Origin of the sequence: Sphingomonas sp. BK481 (assembly GCF_014194875.1) — a bacterium.
Classification (GTDB): domain Bacteria; phylum Pseudomonadota; class Alphaproteobacteria; order Sphingomonadales; family Sphingomonadaceae; genus Sphingomonas; species Sphingomonas aerolata.
Genome location: NZ_JACIAP010000008.1, coordinates 25000 through 42107, shown reverse-complemented (window position 1 = coordinate 42107; position 17108 = coordinate 25000). Strand labels below are relative to the sequence as shown.

General features: G+C 67.3%; 21 protein-coding genes and 1 tRNA gene. 6 read left to right on the top strand and 16 right to left on the bottom strand.

The genetic code is table 11. The features are described 5' to 3' along the window. Window positions 1–235 precede the first annotated feature (235 nt). The 5 genes from rpsA (at window position 236) to FHY04_RS15210 (ending at window position 4397) form a co-directional block, all read left to right on the top strand. Window positions 236–1954 carry a 30S ribosomal protein S1 gene (gene rpsA, locus FHY04_RS15230; RefSeq protein WP_031393081.1) on the top strand — a complete coding sequence of 573 codons (1719 nt, stop codon included), beginning with the start codon at window positions 236–238 and terminating at the stop codon, window positions 1952–1954. 128 nt (window positions 1955–2082) lie between these two features. Then, window positions 2083–2364: an integration host factor subunit beta gene (locus FHY04_RS15225; protein WP_031393082.1), complete on the top strand. Its 282-nt coding sequence runs from the start codon at window positions 2083–2085 to the stop codon at window positions 2362–2364. Between the two features lie 64 nt (window positions 2365–2428). After that, window positions 2429–2512: transfer RNA gene (locus FHY04_RS15220), tRNA-Leu, on the top strand. A gap of 95 nt (window positions 2513–2607) precedes the next feature. After that, window positions 2608–3966, top strand: a complete 1359-nt coding sequence (locus FHY04_RS15215) for an ABC transporter substrate-binding protein (RefSeq protein ID WP_311725099.1) — start codon at window positions 2608–2610, stop codon at window positions 3964–3966. A 5-nt stretch (window positions 3967–3971) separates the two neighbouring features. Further along, window positions 3972–4397 (top strand): DUF4112 domain-containing protein, encoded by a 426-nt coding sequence (locus tag FHY04_RS15210; RefSeq protein WP_031395950.1) that lies wholly within the window; start codon window positions 3972–3974, stop codon window positions 4395–4397. Window positions 4398–4404: 7 nt separating this feature from the next. On the opposite strand, the gene FHY04_RS15205 is transcribed toward FHY04_RS15210, so the two are convergent. From FHY04_RS15205 to FHY04_RS15155, 11 genes are all read right to left on the bottom strand, one after another. Then, window positions 4405–5124: a ribonuclease T2 family protein gene (locus tag FHY04_RS15205; protein WP_183937141.1), complete on the bottom strand. Its 720-nt coding sequence runs from the start codon at window positions 5122–5124 to the stop codon at window positions 4405–4407. Window positions 5125–5129: 5 nt separating this feature from the next. Next, window positions 5130–5552, bottom strand: a complete 423-nt coding sequence (locus tag FHY04_RS15200) for a hypothetical protein (RefSeq protein ID WP_031395952.1) — start codon at window positions 5550–5552, stop codon at window positions 5130–5132. Window positions 5553–5618: 66 nt separating this feature from the next. Next, on the bottom strand, window positions 5619–6464 hold the full coding sequence (nadC, locus tag FHY04_RS15195) for a carboxylating nicotinate-nucleotide diphosphorylase (RefSeq protein ID WP_183937045.1): 846 nt from the start codon (window positions 6462–6464) through the stop codon (window positions 5619–5621). After that, complete coding sequence (gene nadA, locus FHY04_RS15190) at window positions 6461–7465, bottom strand: quinolinate synthase NadA (RefSeq protein WP_183937044.1); 1005 nt, start codon at window positions 7463–7465, stop codon at window positions 6461–6463. Before nadA ends, nadC begins: the two co-directional genes overlap by 4 nt. Before the next feature lie 14 nt (window positions 7466–7479). Then, window positions 7480–8220, bottom strand: coding sequence for a DUF4230 domain-containing protein (locus tag FHY04_RS15185; protein ID WP_042467614.1), 741 nt, complete (start codon window positions 8218–8220; stop codon window positions 7480–7482). Next, window positions 8205–9056 carry an MBL fold metallo-hydrolase gene (locus FHY04_RS15180; RefSeq protein ID WP_107931418.1) on the bottom strand — a complete coding sequence of 284 codons (852 nt, stop codon included), beginning with the start codon at window positions 9054–9056 and terminating at the stop codon, window positions 8205–8207. The genes FHY04_RS15185 and FHY04_RS15180 overlap by 16 nt, the downstream gene beginning before the upstream one ends. A 146-nt stretch (window positions 9057–9202) precedes the next feature. Then, window positions 9203–10825 (bottom strand): M56 family metallopeptidase, encoded by a 1623-nt coding sequence (locus FHY04_RS22965; RefSeq protein ID WP_183937043.1) that lies wholly within the window; start codon window positions 10823–10825, stop codon window positions 9203–9205. Further along, window positions 10822–11190, bottom strand: coding sequence for a BlaI/MecI/CopY family transcriptional regulator (locus tag FHY04_RS15170; RefSeq protein WP_031441616.1), 369 nt, complete (start codon window positions 11188–11190; stop codon window positions 10822–10824). Before FHY04_RS15170 ends, FHY04_RS22965 begins: the two co-directional genes overlap by 4 nt. A 351-nt stretch (window positions 11191–11541) precedes the next feature. After that, a complete protein-coding gene (gene grxD, locus FHY04_RS15165; RefSeq protein WP_031395260.1) occupies window positions 11542–11868 on the bottom strand; it encodes a Grx4 family monothiol glutaredoxin in 327 nt (108 codons plus the stop codon). Window positions 11869–11878: 10 nt separating this feature from the next. Beyond that, a complete protein-coding gene (locus FHY04_RS15160) occupies window positions 11879–12109 on the bottom strand; it encodes a BolA family protein (protein WP_031395261.1) in 231 nt (76 codons plus the stop codon). Window positions 12110–12113: 4 nt separating this feature from the next. After that, the gene (locus FHY04_RS15155) at window positions 12114–12437 is read right to left on the bottom strand and encodes a DUF1476 domain-containing protein (RefSeq protein WP_031395262.1); all 324 of its coding nucleotides are present in this window, start codon (window positions 12435–12437) and stop codon (window positions 12114–12116) included. Window positions 12438–12587: 150 nt separating this feature from the next. Here FHY04_RS15155 and FHY04_RS15150 point away from each other — a divergent pair, with 150 nt between their 5' ends. Next, window positions 12588–12785, top strand: coding sequence for a hypothetical protein (locus tag FHY04_RS15150; RefSeq protein WP_183937042.1), 198 nt, complete (start codon window positions 12588–12590; stop codon window positions 12783–12785). A gap of 24 nt (window positions 12786–12809) precedes the next feature. Here the strand turns inward: FHY04_RS15150 and FHY04_RS15145 are convergent, their stop codons facing one another. From FHY04_RS15145 to FHY04_RS15130, 5 genes are all read right to left on the bottom strand, one after another. Next, complete coding sequence (locus tag FHY04_RS15145) at window positions 12810–13808, bottom strand: NADPH:quinone oxidoreductase family protein (protein WP_183937041.1); 999 nt, start codon at window positions 13806–13808, stop codon at window positions 12810–12812. Beyond that, the gene (leuD, locus tag FHY04_RS15140) at window positions 13771–14400 is read right to left on the bottom strand and encodes a 3-isopropylmalate dehydratase small subunit (protein ID WP_183937040.1); all 630 of its coding nucleotides are present in this window, start codon (window positions 14398–14400) and stop codon (window positions 13771–13773) included. Before leuD ends, FHY04_RS15145 begins: the two co-directional genes overlap by 38 nt. Then, window positions 14397–14522, bottom strand: coding sequence for a hypothetical protein (locus FHY04_RS22685; RefSeq protein WP_260171550.1), 126 nt, complete (start codon window positions 14520–14522; stop codon window positions 14397–14399). The genes leuD and FHY04_RS22685 overlap by 4 nt, the downstream gene beginning before the upstream one ends. Then, complete coding sequence (gene leuC, locus FHY04_RS15135) at window positions 14519–15958, bottom strand: 3-isopropylmalate dehydratase large subunit (protein ID WP_107045320.1); 1440 nt, start codon at window positions 15956–15958, stop codon at window positions 14519–14521. Before leuC ends, FHY04_RS22685 begins: the two co-directional genes overlap by 4 nt. Before the next feature lie 126 nt (window positions 15959–16084). Further along, window positions 16085–17017 carry an NAD(P)/FAD-dependent oxidoreductase gene (locus tag FHY04_RS15130; protein ID WP_183937039.1) on the bottom strand — a complete coding sequence of 311 codons (933 nt, stop codon included), beginning with the start codon at window positions 17015–17017 and terminating at the stop codon, window positions 16085–16087. Window positions 17018–17108 lie beyond the last annotated feature (91 nt).

Sequence of the window (17108 nt, the reverse complement as noted above, 5' to 3'; positions counted from 1 at the left end):
GCGAACTTGCTCCGAGACGGGGTTTCCGCTACACAGGAGCGTCCGGCGAGCGATGCTCGTGGAGGAAGGCGCGGAGACCTTTGAGTCTCACGCGCCGTTTTCGCATTCAGCGTCTACATCCTCTGCGCCTCGTGCCGTCCGGATGCCGTGCCGGCGTTCGGTCGTCGCGGCAACGAAGGCCAAGACCAGCGGATCCAACCGCTTGGCCGGAAACAGACTAGGATTACTGAATTCTATGGCAACCCAGGTAATGCCGTCGCGCGACGATTTCGCCGCGATGCTGAACGAGACGCTCGGCGACGCCGACAGCTTCGAGGGCCGCGTGGTGCATGGCACCGTGACCGGCATCGAGAACGACATGGCCGTCATCGACGTCGGTCTGAAGTCGGAAGGCCGCGTGCCGCTTCGCGAATTCGCAGCGCCGGGCCAGAAGGCTGACCTGAAGGTCGGCGACGAAGTCGAAGTCTATGTCGACCGCGTCGAGAACGTCCATGGCGAAGCGATGCTCAGCCGCGACCGTGCGCGCCGCGAAGCCGCATGGGACAAGCTGGAAACCGAATTCTCGAAGACGACCCGCGTCGAGGGCGTGATCTTCGGCCGCGTGAAGGGTGGCTTCACCGTCGACCTGAACGGCGCCGTCGCGTTCCTGCCGGGCTCGCAGGTCGACATCCGCCCCGTGCGCGACGTCACCCCGCTGATGGACATCCCCCAGCCGTTCCAGATCCTGAAGATGGACCGCAAGCGCGGCAACATCGTCGTGTCGCGTCGCGCCGTTCTCGAAGAGACGCGCGCAGAGCAGCGTTCGGGCCTGATCCTGAGCCTGGCCGAGGGCCAGATCATCGACGGCGTCGTCAAGAACATCACCGATTACGGTGCGTTCGTTGACCTCGGCGGCATCGATGGCCTGCTGCACGTCACCGATCTCAGCTACAAGCGCGTCGGTCACCCGAGCGAAGTCCTGAACATCGGCGACACCGTCAAGGTGCAGATCATCCGCATCAACAAGGACACCCAGCGCATCAGCCTCGGCATGAAGCAGCTGGAGAGCGATCCCTGGGATGGCGCGATGGTCAAGTATCCGGTTGGCGCAAAGCTCACCGGCCGCGTCACGAACATCACCGAATATGGTGCGTTCGTCGAGCTGGAAGCGGGCATCGAAGGCCTCGTCCACGTGTCGGAAATGTCCTGGACCAAGAAGAACGTCCATCCGGGCAAGATCGTGTCGACCTCGCAGGAAGTCGACGTCATGGTCCTCGAAGTCGATTCCGAGAAGCGTCGCATCTCGCTCGGCCTCAAGCAGGCTCAGGCCAATCCGTGGGAGGCCTTCGCTGCCGCGCATCCGATCGGCTCGACCGTTGAGGGCGAAGTCAAGAACGCGACCGAATTCGGTCTGTTCATCGGCCTCGACAACGATGTCGACGGCATGGTCCACATGTCCGACATCGCCTGGGGCGTTTCGGGCGAGGACGCGCTCAACCTGCATCGCAAGGGTGAGACCGTCGAGGCCGTCGTGCTCGACATCGACGCTGAGAAGGAGCGTATCTCGCTCGGCATGAAGCAGCTCGAGCGCGGCGGGCCTTCGGCCGGCGGCATCGCAGCAGCAGGCGACAAGCTGAACAAGAACGCGATCGTCACGGTCACCGTTCTCGAAGTCCGCGACGCGGGCCTCGAAGTGCAGCAGGGCGACGATGGCGCAACCGGCTTCATCAAGCGCACGGATCTGGGTCGCGATCGCGACGAGCAGCGTCCGGAGCGTTTCCAGGTCGGCCAGAAGTTCGACGCGATGGTGACGGGCTTCGATCGTTCGAAGAAGCCGACCTTCTCGATCAAGGCGATGCAGATCTCGGAAGAGAAGCAGGCTGTCGCTCAGTATGGTTCGTCGGACTCCGGCGCGACCCTCGGCAACATCCTGGGCGAGGCTCTCAAGGCCCGCACGGAAGCCGAAAAGAAGTAAGCGAATTGGGACCGGGATGCTCGATGCATTTCGGTCCCTTTTGCTTTTGGCTTGAAACTCATTTGGTGCTATCGCCCCAATTACTGACCTAAATCAGTATTATCACATATGGGCGGGGGCTCGTTACCATGATTAGATCTGAGCTTGTTCAAAAACTGACCGATGCGCATCCGGACCTGGAGCCGCGCGAGGTCGAATTGATCGTCTCGTGTTTCTTCGACGAGATATCGAAGCGGCTGGCCGCCGACGGCCGGGTCGAACTGCGCGGCTTCGGCGCATTTTCCACGCGCGCGCGCGATGCGCGGACCGGGCGCAATCCCCGGACCGGCGAAGTCGTCGCCGTCGATGCCAAGCGCGTCCCCTATTTCAAGCCCGGCAAGGAAATGCGCTCGCGTCTTAACGTCGATTGAGCGGCACCTGCGGGTCCAACATGGGTTGACCCTGCGCTCGACCTCGTCTTTCTGACTCCCGTGTGCGGACGTGGCGAAACCGGTAGACGCAGGAGACTTAAAATCTCCCTCCCCTGGAGTGCGGGTTCGAGTCCCGCCGTCCGCACCATCACGCTTGCCTGTGCCGCCGCGCTGCTCTTCGCACCGGCCGCCTGCAACCGGCGCCGCGACTCGGGGGCTGTCGTCGTCAGCGCGATCGGCGGCGTGCCCGCTGCCGCGGATGCCCGCCGGGGCCCGATCGACCTCCCCTCGCGCCTGCTGATCGATTCGACGGCGCAGGGGCTGGTCCGGTTCGATGCTGCCGGCCAGATCGAGCCCGGCCTGGCCGAACGCTGGATCGTCATCGATGATGGCATGAGCTATATTTTCCGCCTGCGCGAAGCCACGTGGAGCGACGGTAGCCGCATCACCGCGGACCAGATCGTCACGATGCTCAAACGCCAGATCGTGCCGGCATCGCGCAATCCGCTCGCCCCCTTTCTCAGCGCGGTCGACGAGATCGTCGTGATGACGCCGCAGGTGATCGAGGTCCGGTTGTCTCGGCCGCGTCCCGACCTGCTCAAGCTGTTCGCACAGCCCGAACTCGCGCTGCTGCGTCTGCGCTCGCCCAGCGGCAGCGGCCCGTTCCGCATCGCCCAGCCCGGCGCCGCGCCGCTGTTGCGCCCGGTCTATGATCTCAACCGCGCCGACCCCGAAGACCAGCTCGAGATGCAGCCAGAGCGTGATGTCCGCCTGATCGGCGAGCGCGCCGCGCGGGCGATCGCGCGGTTTGCGCATCGCGACTCGGACCTGGTCAGCGGCGGCAGCTTCGCGGACTGGCCGCTTCTCGCGACGGCTGATATCACCCCCGCCGCGATCCGGGTCGACCCCGCAGTCGGGTTGTTCGGGCTCGCGATCGTTTCGCGGACGGGCTTCCTTGCCGAGGCGGCGAACCGCGCGGCGATCTCGCAGGCGATCGATCGCACCGCGCTGACCACCGCGATCGCCCCCAATTGGGAGGCGGCCGACCGCATCCTCGCCGAACCGCTCGACTCCGCCGGGCTTCCGCAGGTGCCGTCATGGACGCTGTTGAACCAGGACGAGCGCCGCGCGGGTGCCCGGTTACGGGTCGCGACATGGCGCGAGCAGGCGCAGAGCGGGCCGATCGCGATGCGGATCGCGCTGCCCGCCGGATCCGGCGCGACGATCCTCTACGCGCATGTTGCCGCCGCCCTGCTCCGGATCGGCATCCTGCCCGAGCGCGTCGCGATCGACGCCCCCGCCGATCTGCGGCTGATCGACCTGGTGGCGCCCTATGACAGCGCGCGCTGGTATCTGGCGAACGCGTGCATCGTCTGCAGCGCCCCCGCGCAAGCGGCACTCGACGCGGCGCGTGCGGCACCGACGCTTACCGAACGCAGCCAGCGGATTGCGGCGGCCGATGCCGCGCTGAACGAGGACGTGCCCTTCATTCCGCTCGCACGGCCGCTCCGCTGGTCGCTGGTCGCGACGCGGCTGCAACAATGGCAGCCGAACAGCCGCGCGTGGCACCCGTTGAACAGGCTTCGTCCCGACACCAAGTGAGTCGCATGACCAACAATGCCACTCGCATCGATCCCGCCACGCTGGCCAGCAGCTTCGCGATCGGTCAGGACCCGGCCTCGGTCCGCGCCCGGGTCGAGGCGCTAGAGCGCATTCTCGAACGTGCGTTCATGGTCCCCGGGATCAACCGCCCGATCGGGCTCGATGCGATCGTCGGTCTGATCCCCGTCGTCGGCGACCTGATCGGTGCGCTGATGGGGAGCTGGCTCGTCTGGGAGGCGCGCAACCTCGGCATGTCGAAGTTCCAACTTGCCCGGATGATGGGCAATGTCGGGTTCGACGCAGCGCTCGGGCTGGTGCCGTTCGTCGGCGACGCCGCGGATTTCATGTTCCGATCGAACACGCGCAACCTGCGGATCATCAAGCGTCACCTCGACAAGCACCACCCCTCGACCGTAACGCTCGCGGGCTGAGTGCGGGTCAGGTCTCGCCGCGCCAGATCCTGATCGGCGTGCCCTGCGCGACCCCGCCTGCGTGCGCGGGGCAGCGCTTGTAACGGAAGGCGGTGTCGAGACAGATCCATAGCTCGTCGAGCCAGCCCTGCTTGGTCGTCGTAACCCGCATCATTGCCGCGTTAAGGCCGGGATTGGCCTTCGCCATCGCCGTGGCGAACTGCCCGGCGGTCAGCGGGCTTCGCGACAGGGTGTCCATGTCGGGATAGCGCAGCTTGGCGTAGAGGCGGCTCGACTGGCGGAAATAGCGTGCGGGCTGATAGCCCGGCATGCAGGTCCCGTGCTTGGCCCATTCATGCTGGATCAGCTGCGCCGACGGCGTCGTGCAGAGCTGGCGCTTGATCACTGCCTGCGGGACGATCGCGGTCGCGCGGCAATATTGCGGCCAGGTCTTGCCCGCGCCGTCGGGCCACAGGCCGTGGAGCGTGAAGCCGAACCGGTTGCCCGCCCCGCACTGGAACCGCGCGCTCGGCTGGTCGCCCTTCTCGCGGCAATATTGCGGGGCCCAGGTGATGGCGAGCGTATAGCTAGCGATCGGCAGGATCCGCGCGGGTTCGCGCGCGGACGGCAGGTCGGGGCGGACGCGGTCGGTGCCGCCGATGGGCGCCGAACAGCTATAGGCCTGCGCCGCGGCAATGCCCGGCGCCGACAGCCCGGCGACGATGATCATGCCCGCGAGCCGGTTCATCCGTGTCATGCCTCGATCTCCTCCTCGGCATCGTCGTCGATGCCGCGGTCCGCGACCTCGTCGAACCAGGCGCGCGCTCGGGGCCGGAACAGCAGGACGATCGGCAGGATCGTCAGCACGAGCTGCGCGATCGTCAGCATCCCGATCAGCCCCGTCGCGAGCACCCCCGTCGCGACCTGCAGCATCACCCCAGCCGCGCCGAGCACCGTCAGCGCGACGAGCAGCCACAGGGCAACCCGGCTACCCCTGCGCGTCGTCAGGATCAGCAGCAGCAGCGACAGTCCGACACCGAACGCCGTTACCCCTGCCGCCAGTGCGAAGCCGCCCTGCGCAACCGCGGCATCCCAGGTCAGCACGCTGACCGCGATCAGCAGACCGATCGAGGCGAGATACAGCCATTCGGCCAATACAACGGATTTGGGACGCATTTTCACCCTGTTCACTTCGCGATCATGTCGTGGCGGCACGATACCGCGTCTCTGCCCGCGCGCCAGTTAAAGCGTCGCGAAATCGAGCCCGATATCGGCGGCGGGCGCGGACTGGGTCAGCCGTCCGACCGAGACATAGGTGACCCCGCTCTCGGCGATCGCGCGGATCGTGTCGAGCGACACGCCGCCCGATGCTTCGGTTGGCACGCGGCCATCGACCAGCGCGACCGCGCCGCGGAGAATGTCGGGCGGCATGTTGTCGAGCAGCAGGTGCGTCGCCCCCGCCGCCAGCGCGGGCTCGATCTGGTCGACCCGGTCGACCTCGACGATGATCTGCGCGATGCCCGCATCCCTCGCCCGGCGCACCGCCTCGCCGACGTCGCCGGCGACCGCGACATGATTGTCCTTGATCATCGCCGCATCCCACAGCCCCATGCGGTGGTTCTGCGCACCGCCCATGCGGGTCGCGTATTTTTCGAGCACGCGCAGCCCGGGGAGCGTCTTGCGCGTGTCGAGCAGGATGGCGCCGGTGCCCTGCATCCGATCGACATAGGCCCGCGTCATCGTCGCCACACCCGACAGGTGCTGGACCGTATTCAGCGCGGACCGCTCGGCGGTCAGCATCGCACGCGCGCGGCCCTCGATCCGCATCAGCTCGGTACCCGCGGCGACCGCCTGACCGTCCTCAACGAGATGCTCGATCCGGACCTCGGGATCGAGCGCGCGGAAGAATGCATCGGCGAGGGCGAGACCGGCGACGGTGATCGCGTCGCGGCTGTCCATCACCCCGGCAAAGCGCGCCTCGGCGGGGATCACCGCCGCAGAGGTGATGTCGCCGATCGTCCCCAGATCCTCGGCCAGCGTCGCAGCGACGAACCTATCAATGTCGAAGCCCGCCAGCGCAGCGCTCACGAACGCAGCCCGCTCGTCTGCGCCGGGCCGAGATCGCCCATCCCGACCGTGCCCGAGGCCATCGCCAGCATCGCATCGAGGCTCTTCTTCGCCTGGAGCCGCAGCCCCTCCTCGATCTCGATCCGCGGCGACAGATCGCGCAGCGCAACGTACAGCTTCTCCATCGTGTTGAGCGCCATGTACGGGCAGATATTGCAGTTACAGTTACCGTCGGCGCCGGGCGCACCGATGAAGCGCTTGTTCGGCAACGCCTTTTCCATCTGGTGGATGATATGCGGCTCGGTCGCGACGATCAGCGTGTCGCCGGGCATCGCGATCGCATAGTCGAGGATGCCGCGCGTCGACCCGATATAATCGGCATGGTCGAGGATGATCGGCGGGCATTCGGGATGTGCGACGATCGGCGCGCCCGGATTGGCGGCCTTGAGCTTGAGCAGCTCGCTTTCGCTGAACGCCTCGTGGACGATGCACACGCCCGGCCACAACAGCATCTCGCGCCCGGTCTTGTGGACCAGATAGCCGCCGAGATTGCGGTCTGGGCCGAAGATGATCTTCTGGTCCGCGGGCAGCTGCGACAGGATCTTCTCGGCCGACGAGGACGTCACGATGATGTCGGACAGCGCCTTCACCTCGGTCGAGCAGTTGATGTACGTCAGCGCGATGTGATCGGGATGCTTGGCGCGAAACGCAGCGAACTGTTCGGGGGGACAGCTGTCCTCGAGGCTGCAGCCGGCATCCATGTCGGGCAGCACGACGATCTTGTCGGGCGACAGGATCTTGGCGGTCTCCGCCATGAACCGCACGCCGCAGAACGCGATGACATCCGCCTCTGTCGCCGCCGCCTTGCGCGACAGGTCGAGGCTGTCGCCGACGAAATCGGCAATGTCCTGCAATTCGGGCTTCTGGTAATAATGCGCGAGGATGATCGCGTTCTTCTCCTTGCGGAGCCGCTCGATCTCGCCGCGAATGTCGATGCCCGCAAAATTCTGGTGGAGTTCCATTGTCGTATCCCGGTTTAGTTGCGGTTCCCTAGCACGTCCTGCAGCGAACGCGACGTGTCCCATCGCTCGGTCGACGCCTGCGCCTCGTCGGCGAAGCGCACGCTGACGGTCGCATCCACTCCCGCCGCGCGCAGCGGCATCGCGAAGCTACGCTCGACCGCACGCCGCGTCGCGTCGCGCGCCAGCCGGATCATCGCGGGCTCGCGCGCCTGGCGGACCAGCTCGATCTGGCCCGCGCGCCGGTTGGCGGTGTCGAGCCGCTTCTCCGCATCGGTCAGCGTCGCCAGCACACCGCCCGAACCATATTCGCGCAGCGCATTGAGGTCGATTTGCGGCCCCTCCACCTCGACCGGCGGCAATCGCACCGCGAGCGTCCGCGTCGCGGCATCCCAGGCGACATCGCGCTGCGACAGCTTGCCGAGGTCGACCTCATAGCGGACCATTCCCGGCATGATCAGCGTCTTCTCGGTGGTGAAACCCAGTTGCGACTGGCGCGACGTCACCACCGCGACGAACCGCGCGGCAAAGGTCGACAGCCGGTTCTGTTCGCGCAGCCCCTCCAAGCTCGCACTCGCGATCGTCGTCGGGTCGGGCGTCAGCCGGCTCTGCACGTACCGCTGCACGCCCCACAGCGCGATCAGCGCGGCCAGCGCGAGCAGCACCAGCACCCCCGCCGCCTTGGCCAGGAACGACCCGACCCCGCCACGCCGCGCAGACTCCGTGCCGCGGCTGTCCTCGTTCACGCCATCCGCCATGCACCATCCCCTTCCGTCTCGCCGACCAGCCCGCGACCGCGCAGATCATACAGATGCGCCAGCACCGATCCCTCGGCGCCCGGCACCAGCCGCGGATCGAGTCCGACATACATGCGCTCGACCAGCGCCGCGACACCCCGCGGCGCCTCGCGCAGCAGACGGAGGATCTGCCCCTCGCGCTGCTTGCGGTGGCCGAGCATCCCGCGCACCAGCCGCTGCGGCCGCTCGATCGCCTCGCCATGCCCTGGATAATAGACACGGTCGTCGCGTCCCAGCAGCCGCTCGAGGCTCGCCATATAGTCGGTCATGTCGCCATCGGGCGGCACGACGACGCTGGTCGACCAGCCCATGACGTGATCGCCCGAGAACAGCGCCCCGCTCTCGCGCAGGGCGAAGGCGAGATGGTTCGACGTGTGGCCCGGCGTTGCGATCGCCTCGAGCGTCCAGCCCGCCGCGCCGACCGTCTCACCGTCCGCCAGCACGCGATCGGGTGCATAGAGCGCGTCGAACGAACTATTGGCCGCGACACCGGGCGCGAACGCGGCGGCGCCGACGATCGGCGCGCCGGTCGCGGCCTGCAACGGGCGCGTCGCCGGACTATGGTCGCGGTGATGATGCGTGACGACGATCGCGGCGACGGGGCGGCCATCGATCACTCGCAGCAAGGCATCGAGATGCGCGGGATCGTCGGGCCCGGGATCGATCACCGCCAGCGCGGTCGTCCCGACGATATACGTCTGCGTGCCAGTGAAGGTATAGGGCGACGCGTTCGGCGCGAGCACGCGGACGACGAGCGGCTCGAGCTGGATCGGGATGCCGGTCGGATGCTCAGCCATGCCCCCGAAATGGCGGCTGGCGGCGCGCATGGCAAGACCCGAACCCGAGACCCCGCCGCCCGACCCTGTAATACCACTCCGATCCCGTCATTCGGACGAAAGTCAGGATCCAGGGCCGCAGGCACCGCCCTACCCCGGAACCCGGCTCAATCGCGCTTGGCCATGTCCGCCTGGACCTCGGCCAGACCCTCGTCGATGCCGGCAAGCGCCTCGCGGCGTTGCGCGGCGGTCATGTCGGCGTTCTTCTCGATCGACGCCCGCGCGATTTTCAGACTGGCGAGTGCGGAGGCGTAGGCGCTCGCCTCGATCTCACGGCTGTTGATTGCGGCGGTCGCGGCGTCGGCGGCGGCCTGTTCGATGCGATTGGTGCAGATGACCATCTTGCGCACGCCGCCATCGGTCCGGTCGATCACATAGTGCTTGCCCGGCCCGTCCTTGCCATCGACGCAGGTGCGTTCGGTCACCTCGGGGACCATCTCCGACGCAACGATCGTGCTGCCCGGCTTCGCACGGATGACCCGCGTGCTGACGGTCTTGCCGTCGCGCGTGACGATCGTCGTGACCTGACGCGCATCGGCGGGGCGTGCGGTAAGCGGCGCAGCGGGCGCGACAGGCGCTACGGGTGCGACCGGGGTCAAGACTGGCATAGATGGCAGAGGTGGCAGGGGCGCCGCCGGGGCGACCGGCGCCACGCGGTCCTCGACACCGGCGCGGATCGCCGTGGCGGCCTTGGTGCCCGAAGCGGTCAGTGCCAGCCCCGTCGCGACCAGCAGGCCGACCGAGGCCGCCCCCGTCGCGATCCGGCCGCGTGAAATCCGAGAAGTCGTCAACATGCGCAATCTCCCTTTCAGATCGGTGATGGTGTGGAGGTGACACGCGGCCGACACCGCGCCGCCATGCGCCGCCTTGACGATCGCACAGGCATAGATGTGGCGGTCGACCGCGGACCGGCCGGCGAGCACGCGTGCGTCGTTGGCAAGCTCCTGGTCCGCGCGGAACCGGCGAAACGCATGCCAGGCGACCGGGTTGAACCAGTGGAGCGCGAGCACGATCAACGCCACCCAGTTGGCGAACAGGTCGCCGCGCTGGTGATGGCCAATCTCGTGTGCCAGCGCCAATTCGCACTCGTCCGCGTCATAGCGATCCGCGAAATCACGCGGAAACGCGACGTAGCGGCGGACGAGACCGAAGGCGAGCGGACCCGGCGCCGCCGCGGTGGCGATCACGCGCACCCCGTCGCGGTCGTCGAGCCGGTCCGCGCTGTCGAGCATCCGCCGGCAGAACCGTCGATGCTGAAGCAGATGCCAAACGAGCAGCCCAAGCGCCCCGACCGCCCATGCGGCCCCCAGCGCGCTGCCGAGCCCGCCCCCGAACAGTCCCGCAAGGACAGCGCCGAACGACGGTTCCACCACATCCGGTGTCGCCGCAGCCATCGTTGCCCCCGTCGTCGCGGCCGTTGCAGCGGGCGCGATCATGTAAACGCTGATCGTCTCGCCAGCCCGCGTAATGGGCGTCGCCGCCGCGTGCCAGGTCTCGGGCATCGACGGCAGGACGAGCCGCAACACGGGCAGTGCCCAGAGCGCATAGGCGACCTGCGCCCCGAAGGCGCGGCGCACCGGCGCGCGGACCAGCAGCACGACGAGCATCAGCAGCGTCGATGCGATCAGCGCGTCGCTCGCCCAGCCCGCGAGCGCCGCCGTATCGATCGACCGAAGGGCGGCGGCGGGGCCGTCTCCGATCCCCCCGGAAAGGATGGGCCCCGCGCTCATGCCTTGAGGTCCTTCAGCAACGCCTCGATCTCGGCAATGTCCTGCGCGGTCAGTTCGTCGCGTTCGGCGAGATGCGCGACCAGCGGCGTCAGCCTGCCGCCGAACAGCCGGTCCATCAGCCGCCGCGATTCGCCCGCGACATAATCACCGCGCGCGACGGTCGGACGATAGAGATAGCGCCGGCCATCCTCCTCATGCGTGATCGCCGATTTCGCGATCAGTCGCCCGAGCAACGTCTTGACCGTGTTGGCACTCCAGCCGCGCGCCGGGTCGACACGTTCGGCGACATCCTGCGCGCTCAGCGGGGATTCGTCCCACAGCACCTCCATGACGCTGTGCTCGGCATCACTGATCCGTTCGGCCACGACTCACTCCTTACTGACTACGCTTGTAATCAGCTCGTTTACGGTCGTAGTCAATGTCAGTTTCTTGCGGTCGCGCGATCGACGCCGATGACCGTCTGTGTCGGGCTTCTTTACGATCAGCGGCCGGCGCTGCGGCCGATTAACCACCGAGACCGGCGAAAGTCCGCAACTCGGGCGAACTGGCACATCGTCTGCACCGTCTGATGCGTTACCGAGCGTTCAGCGCTTGTGGAGGGTGGACGGGTCGCTGTCATTCAGGTCTCGCACCGGTCCACCCTCACCCGGCACCCTGCAAGCCCCGACCGCACGGCGGCCAGATACCCCCGCGCGATCCAGAGCCTCGTCAAATACTCAGCCTGCCGCCTTCTGCGCGTCCAGGACCTGCTTCAGTTCGCCGCTCTCGTACATCTCCATCATGATGTCCGATCCGCCGAGAAATTCGCCATCGACATACAGCTGCGGGATGGTCGGCCAGTCCGAATAGGCCTTGATGCCCTGGCGGATGCCCTGGTCCTGCAGCACGTCGACGCTCTCGAACTCGACCTCCAGATGGTTGAGGATCGCGATCGCGCGGCTCGAAAACCCGCATTGCGGGAACAGCGGGCTGCCTTTCATGAAGAGTACCACGGGGTTGGCCTTCACCAGCGCGTCGATGCGCGCGTGCGTGTCGTCAGTCATGTCGTCGTCCTTATGCAATCACGGTGGTCAGTTGCAGCGCATGAAGGACGCCGCCCATGCGGCCTCCCAGCGCGTCGTAAACGCTCTTGTGCTGCTTCACCCGGCTCAGCCCGGCAAAACTCGCGCTGGTCACGCGCGCAGCATAATGATCGCCGTCCCCGGCCAGGTCGGTGATCTCGACCTCGGCATCAGGAATGGCGTCGCGAATCATCGTGCGGATATCGTCGGCGGTCATCGGCATTGGATTACTGGGCCTCCATCAATTGGCGACGCGCCTCGATCATCTGCGTCGCCAGCGCACGGCGCACCGTCGCCTCGTCATGGTCAAGACCCGCGGCAGTCATGTCGCCGACCAGCTTGCGGACGACATCGTCGTCGCCCCCGCCTTCGAGATCGGCATGCACCAGCGCGGTGGCATAGGCGTCGCCCTCCTCGCGCGTCAGCCGCATCTCGGCCGCGGCCCATTGCCCCAGCAACCGATTGCGCCGCGCCGTGACACGGAATGCGAGTTCATCGTCGCGGGCAAATTTTGCCTCGAAAGATCGCTCGCGATCGTCAAAAGTCGTCATGGCGCACGTGTTCCCTCCGGCGTGTCGAGCTTAGCAGATAGGTAGCGGTCCACGGCTCCGCAATAATTTGGTGCGGCTCTGGAACAATGCCGGCACATCCATCATCTATAAGACAGTCACGTGACACAGGGCACGGGCATGGAGAGTAGAATGACTGGCCGCCATCCAAGGAGCATTTCGCCGCCGTCCGACACCGCCGTATCGCGTCACCCCGCAGCGCCGCCGATCGGTGCCGGTGGTCATGGTCGCGGTCGATTTCCTTCGATCGCGCATGGCATGGCACTCGGTGCGGCCGCATCCGCGATCCTGTGGATGGCGATCGTCATGACGATCTCGCGCCTGCTCTGAACCGGCCCGGCGCGAGAGACATCATCAGCCGAGTTCGACGACCAGCTTTCCGATCGCGGCGCGCGCGGCCATCTTCGCGATCGCCTTGCCACCGTCCTCCAGCGCGAACCGCTCGGTCACCCGCGGCGCGATCTTGCCGTCGCGCCACAGCTCGAACAGAGTTTCGATATGCGCCTGGTTGGCCTTCGGGTCACGGGCAGCGAACGCACCCCAGAACACACCGCACACATCGCAGCTCTTGAGCAAAGTCAGGTTGAGCGGCAGCCGCGGGATACCGGCGGGGAAGCCGACGACCAGATACCGCCCCTCCCAGGCGATCGAGCGCAGCGCGGGCTCGGCATAGTCGCCACCGACCGGATCGTAGATCACATCGGCACCCGTCTTGCCGACCGCGGCCTTGAACTGCTCGGCCAGCGCCTTGGACTGGTCCTTGTCGAACGGCGCGCGTGCATAGACGATCGTCTCGTCGGCACCCGCCGCACGCGCGGCGGCCGCCTTCTCCTCGGACGAAACCGCGGCGACGACCCGCGCACCGAATGCCTTGCCAAGCTCGATCGCCGCCAGCCCGACACCGCCCGCCGCGCCCAGCACGAGCAACGTCTGCCCCGCTTTCAGATGCCCGCGGTCAAGTAAGGCATGGATCGTCGTGCCATAGGTGAGGATCAGCGAAGCGCCCTCGGCAAAGTCGCGCCCCTCGGGCAGGCGATAGAGCTTGGCCGGGTCGGCCACGACCTTTTCGGACAGTCCGCCATGGCCGAGCATCGCGATCGCCCGGTCGCCGACCGCCCAGCCCTCGACCCCGTCACCGACCTCGGCGACGATACCCGCGATTTCGCCGCCGGGTGCAAAGGGGCGTTCGGGCTTGAACTGATATTTGTCCTCGATGATCAGCACGTCGGGAAAGTTGATCGCGCAGGCCTTGACGGCGATCACGACCTGGCCCGGCGCGGCGACCGGATCAGGCAGTTCCGACAATATCAGAGTTTCAGGTCCGCCCGACGCCTTCGACAGCAATGCCCGCATAACCGCTTTCCCTCTCCAGAAAGGGGCGATGTTCGGCCACCGCCTCCTCGAATTTTGAAATCGCGGTATCTCTTGCCAGTGTCAGCCCGACCTCGTCCAGCCCCTCGATCAGGCATTGCCGGCGAAACGCGTCGAGATCGAAGACGAAGCGGTCCTGGAACGGCGTGGTGACGGTCATCGATTCGAGGTCGATCGTCACGCTGTCGGTCCGTGCAACCTCGATCAGCCGGTCGATCGCATCCTGCGGCAGGACGACGGCGATGATGCCGTTCTTGAACGCGTTGCCCGAGAAGATGTCCGAGAAGCTCGGCGCGATCACCGCGGCGATGCCCATGTCGGCGAGCGCCCAGGCGGCATGCTCGCGGCTCGACCCACAGCCGAAATTGTCGCCCGCGATCAGGATCGGCGCGCCGGAATAGCGGGGATCGTCGAACAGATTGTCCGGCTGCGCGCGGACCGTCTCGAACGCGCCGCGCCCAAGCCCCGTCCGCGTGATCGTCTTCAGCCAGTGCGCGGGGATGATCACATCGGTATCGACGTTCTTCGCCCCCCAGGGATAGGCGCGCCCCGAAACCGTCGAAACCGGCTTCATCGCGGGCCGGTCTCGGTCGGGGCGACACGACCGGTACCCGGCAGCGTCCGCGCCGCCGCCATATAGGCCGCAACGCCACTCATCACCGCGCCGGCCATCAACAGCATCATCACACGCTTCATAACTCATGTCCCATCAGGTCGCGCACGTCGCTCAGCCGGCCCGTGACCGCGGCCGCGGCCGCCATCGCGGGCGAGACGAGATGCGTGCGCGCACCCGGCCCCTGCCGTCCGACGAAATTGCGGTTGCTCGTCGAGGCGCAACGCTCGCCCGGCGGCACCTTGTCGGGATTCATCGCCAGACACATCGAGCAGCCAGGCTCGCGCCATTCGAAGCCCGCGCCGGTGAAGATCCGGTCGAGCCCCTCGGCCTCGGCCTGACGCTTCACGAGGCCGGATCCGGGGACCACCAGCGCGCGGACACCATCGGCAACCCGTCGGCCGTTCGCGATCGCCGCAGCCGCGCGCAGATCCTCGATCCGGCTGTTCGTGCAGCTGCCGATGAAGACATGCTGGATCGCGACGTCCTGCATCGCGGTACCCGGCGTCAGCCCCATATAGTCGAGCGACTTGCGCGCCGCCGCCTGCTTGGCGGGGTCGGCAAAGCTCATCGGGTCGGGGACATGGCCGGTGATCGGCACGACGTCCTCGGGGCTGGTGCCCCAGGTCAGGCCCGGCGCGATATCGCTCGCCTGCAGCACGACCGTCTTGTCATAGGTCGCCGCCGCATCGCTCGGCAGCGTCCGCCACCAGGCCAGCGCGCGCTCCCACGCCTCGCCGCTCGGCGCCATCGGCCGGCCCTTGATATAGGCGAAGGTCGTCTCGTCCGGCGCGACGAGGCCGGCCCGGGCCCCCGCCTCGATCGACATGTTGGCGACGGTCAGCCGCCCCTCGATCGACATCGCGCGGATGACGTCGCCGGTATATTCGATCACGTGACCCGTCCCGCCCGCGGCGCCGAGCCGCCCGACGATCGCGAGGATCACGTCCTTGGGGCTGACGCCGAAGCCCAGCGTGCCGTCGACGCGGACCTCCATCGTCTTCGACTGGCTCAGCAACAAAGTCTGCGTGGCGAGCACATGCTCGACCTCGCTGGTGCCGATCCCGAAGGCGAGCGCGCCGAGCGCACCATGCGCCGAGGTGTGGCTGTCGCCGCAGACCAGCGTCGATCCGGGCAGCGTGAAGCCGAGCTCGGGCCCCACCACATGCACGATCCCCTGCTGCACCGCGGTCGCGTCGATATAGTCGATCCCGAACTCGGTCGTGTTGCGACGGAGCGCGTCGAGCTGCTGCGCGCTTTCGGGATCGGCGATCGGCAGCGGCACGCCCGCGGCGTCGACGCGTGCGGTCGTCGGCAGATTGTGGTCGGGCACCGCCAGCGTCAGATCGGGCCGCCGCACCCGCCGCCCGGCGACGCGCAGGCCTTCGAACGCCTGTGGGCTGGTCACCTCGTGAACGAGGTGGCGATCGATATAGATCAAGCAGGTGCCATCGTCGCGCCGTTCGACGACGTGCGATGCCCAGATCTTTTCGTAGAGGGTCTGCGGACGGGTGGCCATGCGGCCCCGTTAACCGATAATGCCTGCCGCGCAAAGGTTCGCGGCAATTTTCATGCGCCGGACCATGGCCCGATCACTTCGATGCGTGGTCCGCGTGACGACCGGGCGCGGCGCCGGAATGCGTCTTTACGCGTCTGCCAGCATCTGCTCGGCAAGGCGTCGGCCGGAGAGCCAGCCGCTCTCGATCCGCGGCGCCAGCAGCCAGTCGCCCGCTGCCCCGATCCGTTCGCCCGCATTCCACAGACAGGCGGACTCGCCTGCCGCGGCGCGGGCATAGCGCCAACGATGACCGACACGGACGATCGGCACGGGCAGCGCGTCGGCACACTGCGCGGCGAGCGCCGCCTGCAGCTGATCGACCACCGTCTCCGCCGCGTCTTCCAGATGATCGCGGGACCAGTCTGGCGTCGCCTGGACGACCCAGGCCTCCGGACCATCGCGTCCGGGTTTCGCGCTGTTGCGCGCGGCCCAGCCGATGATGCCGCGATCCTTCAGCACATCGTCGGGAATCGATAGCGGCGTCTCGAACGCGAACATCGCCGTCCAGCACGGCGCAGACCGGCTGTCCGTCGCGACGCGCGCCATCGCCGCGTCATGCGGTGCGAGGAGCGCCGCCGCCTGTTCCGCAGGGATCGCGACGACGACGCTGTCGAACAGCGCCGCGTCGCCGGGATCGACCTGCCATACCGCCGTCGTCCTGCGCAGCCCGGTGACCTGGGTGTTCCAGCGGACGTCCGCCTGCGCGGCGAGATGCCCGACGATCGCGTTCATCCCCGGCGTCCCGACCCAGGCATCGGGCCCCGCCGCGGGCCAGCGCGCGACGACGCCCGCCGCCGCCCAGCCCTGCATCGCCGCCACGAAATCCGGGTCGCGCATCGTCAGATATTGCGCGCCATGGTCGAACGCGATCATGCCGCCGGGCGTCTCGATCCGCCGCGTCGCCATCCGACCACCCGCCCCGCGTCCCTTGTCGAACAGTGTCACCTCGCAGCCGTCCTGCTGGAGTCGCAGCGCACAGCTCAGGCCCGCAATTCCTGCACCAATGATCGCAACCTTCATGACGTCTCCGATCGACGATCCGCGGGACGGCGCGATACCGCTCCCGGGCCTAACCGACCAGCCTGAAATCCCCCGGGGCCTATCGACCGGC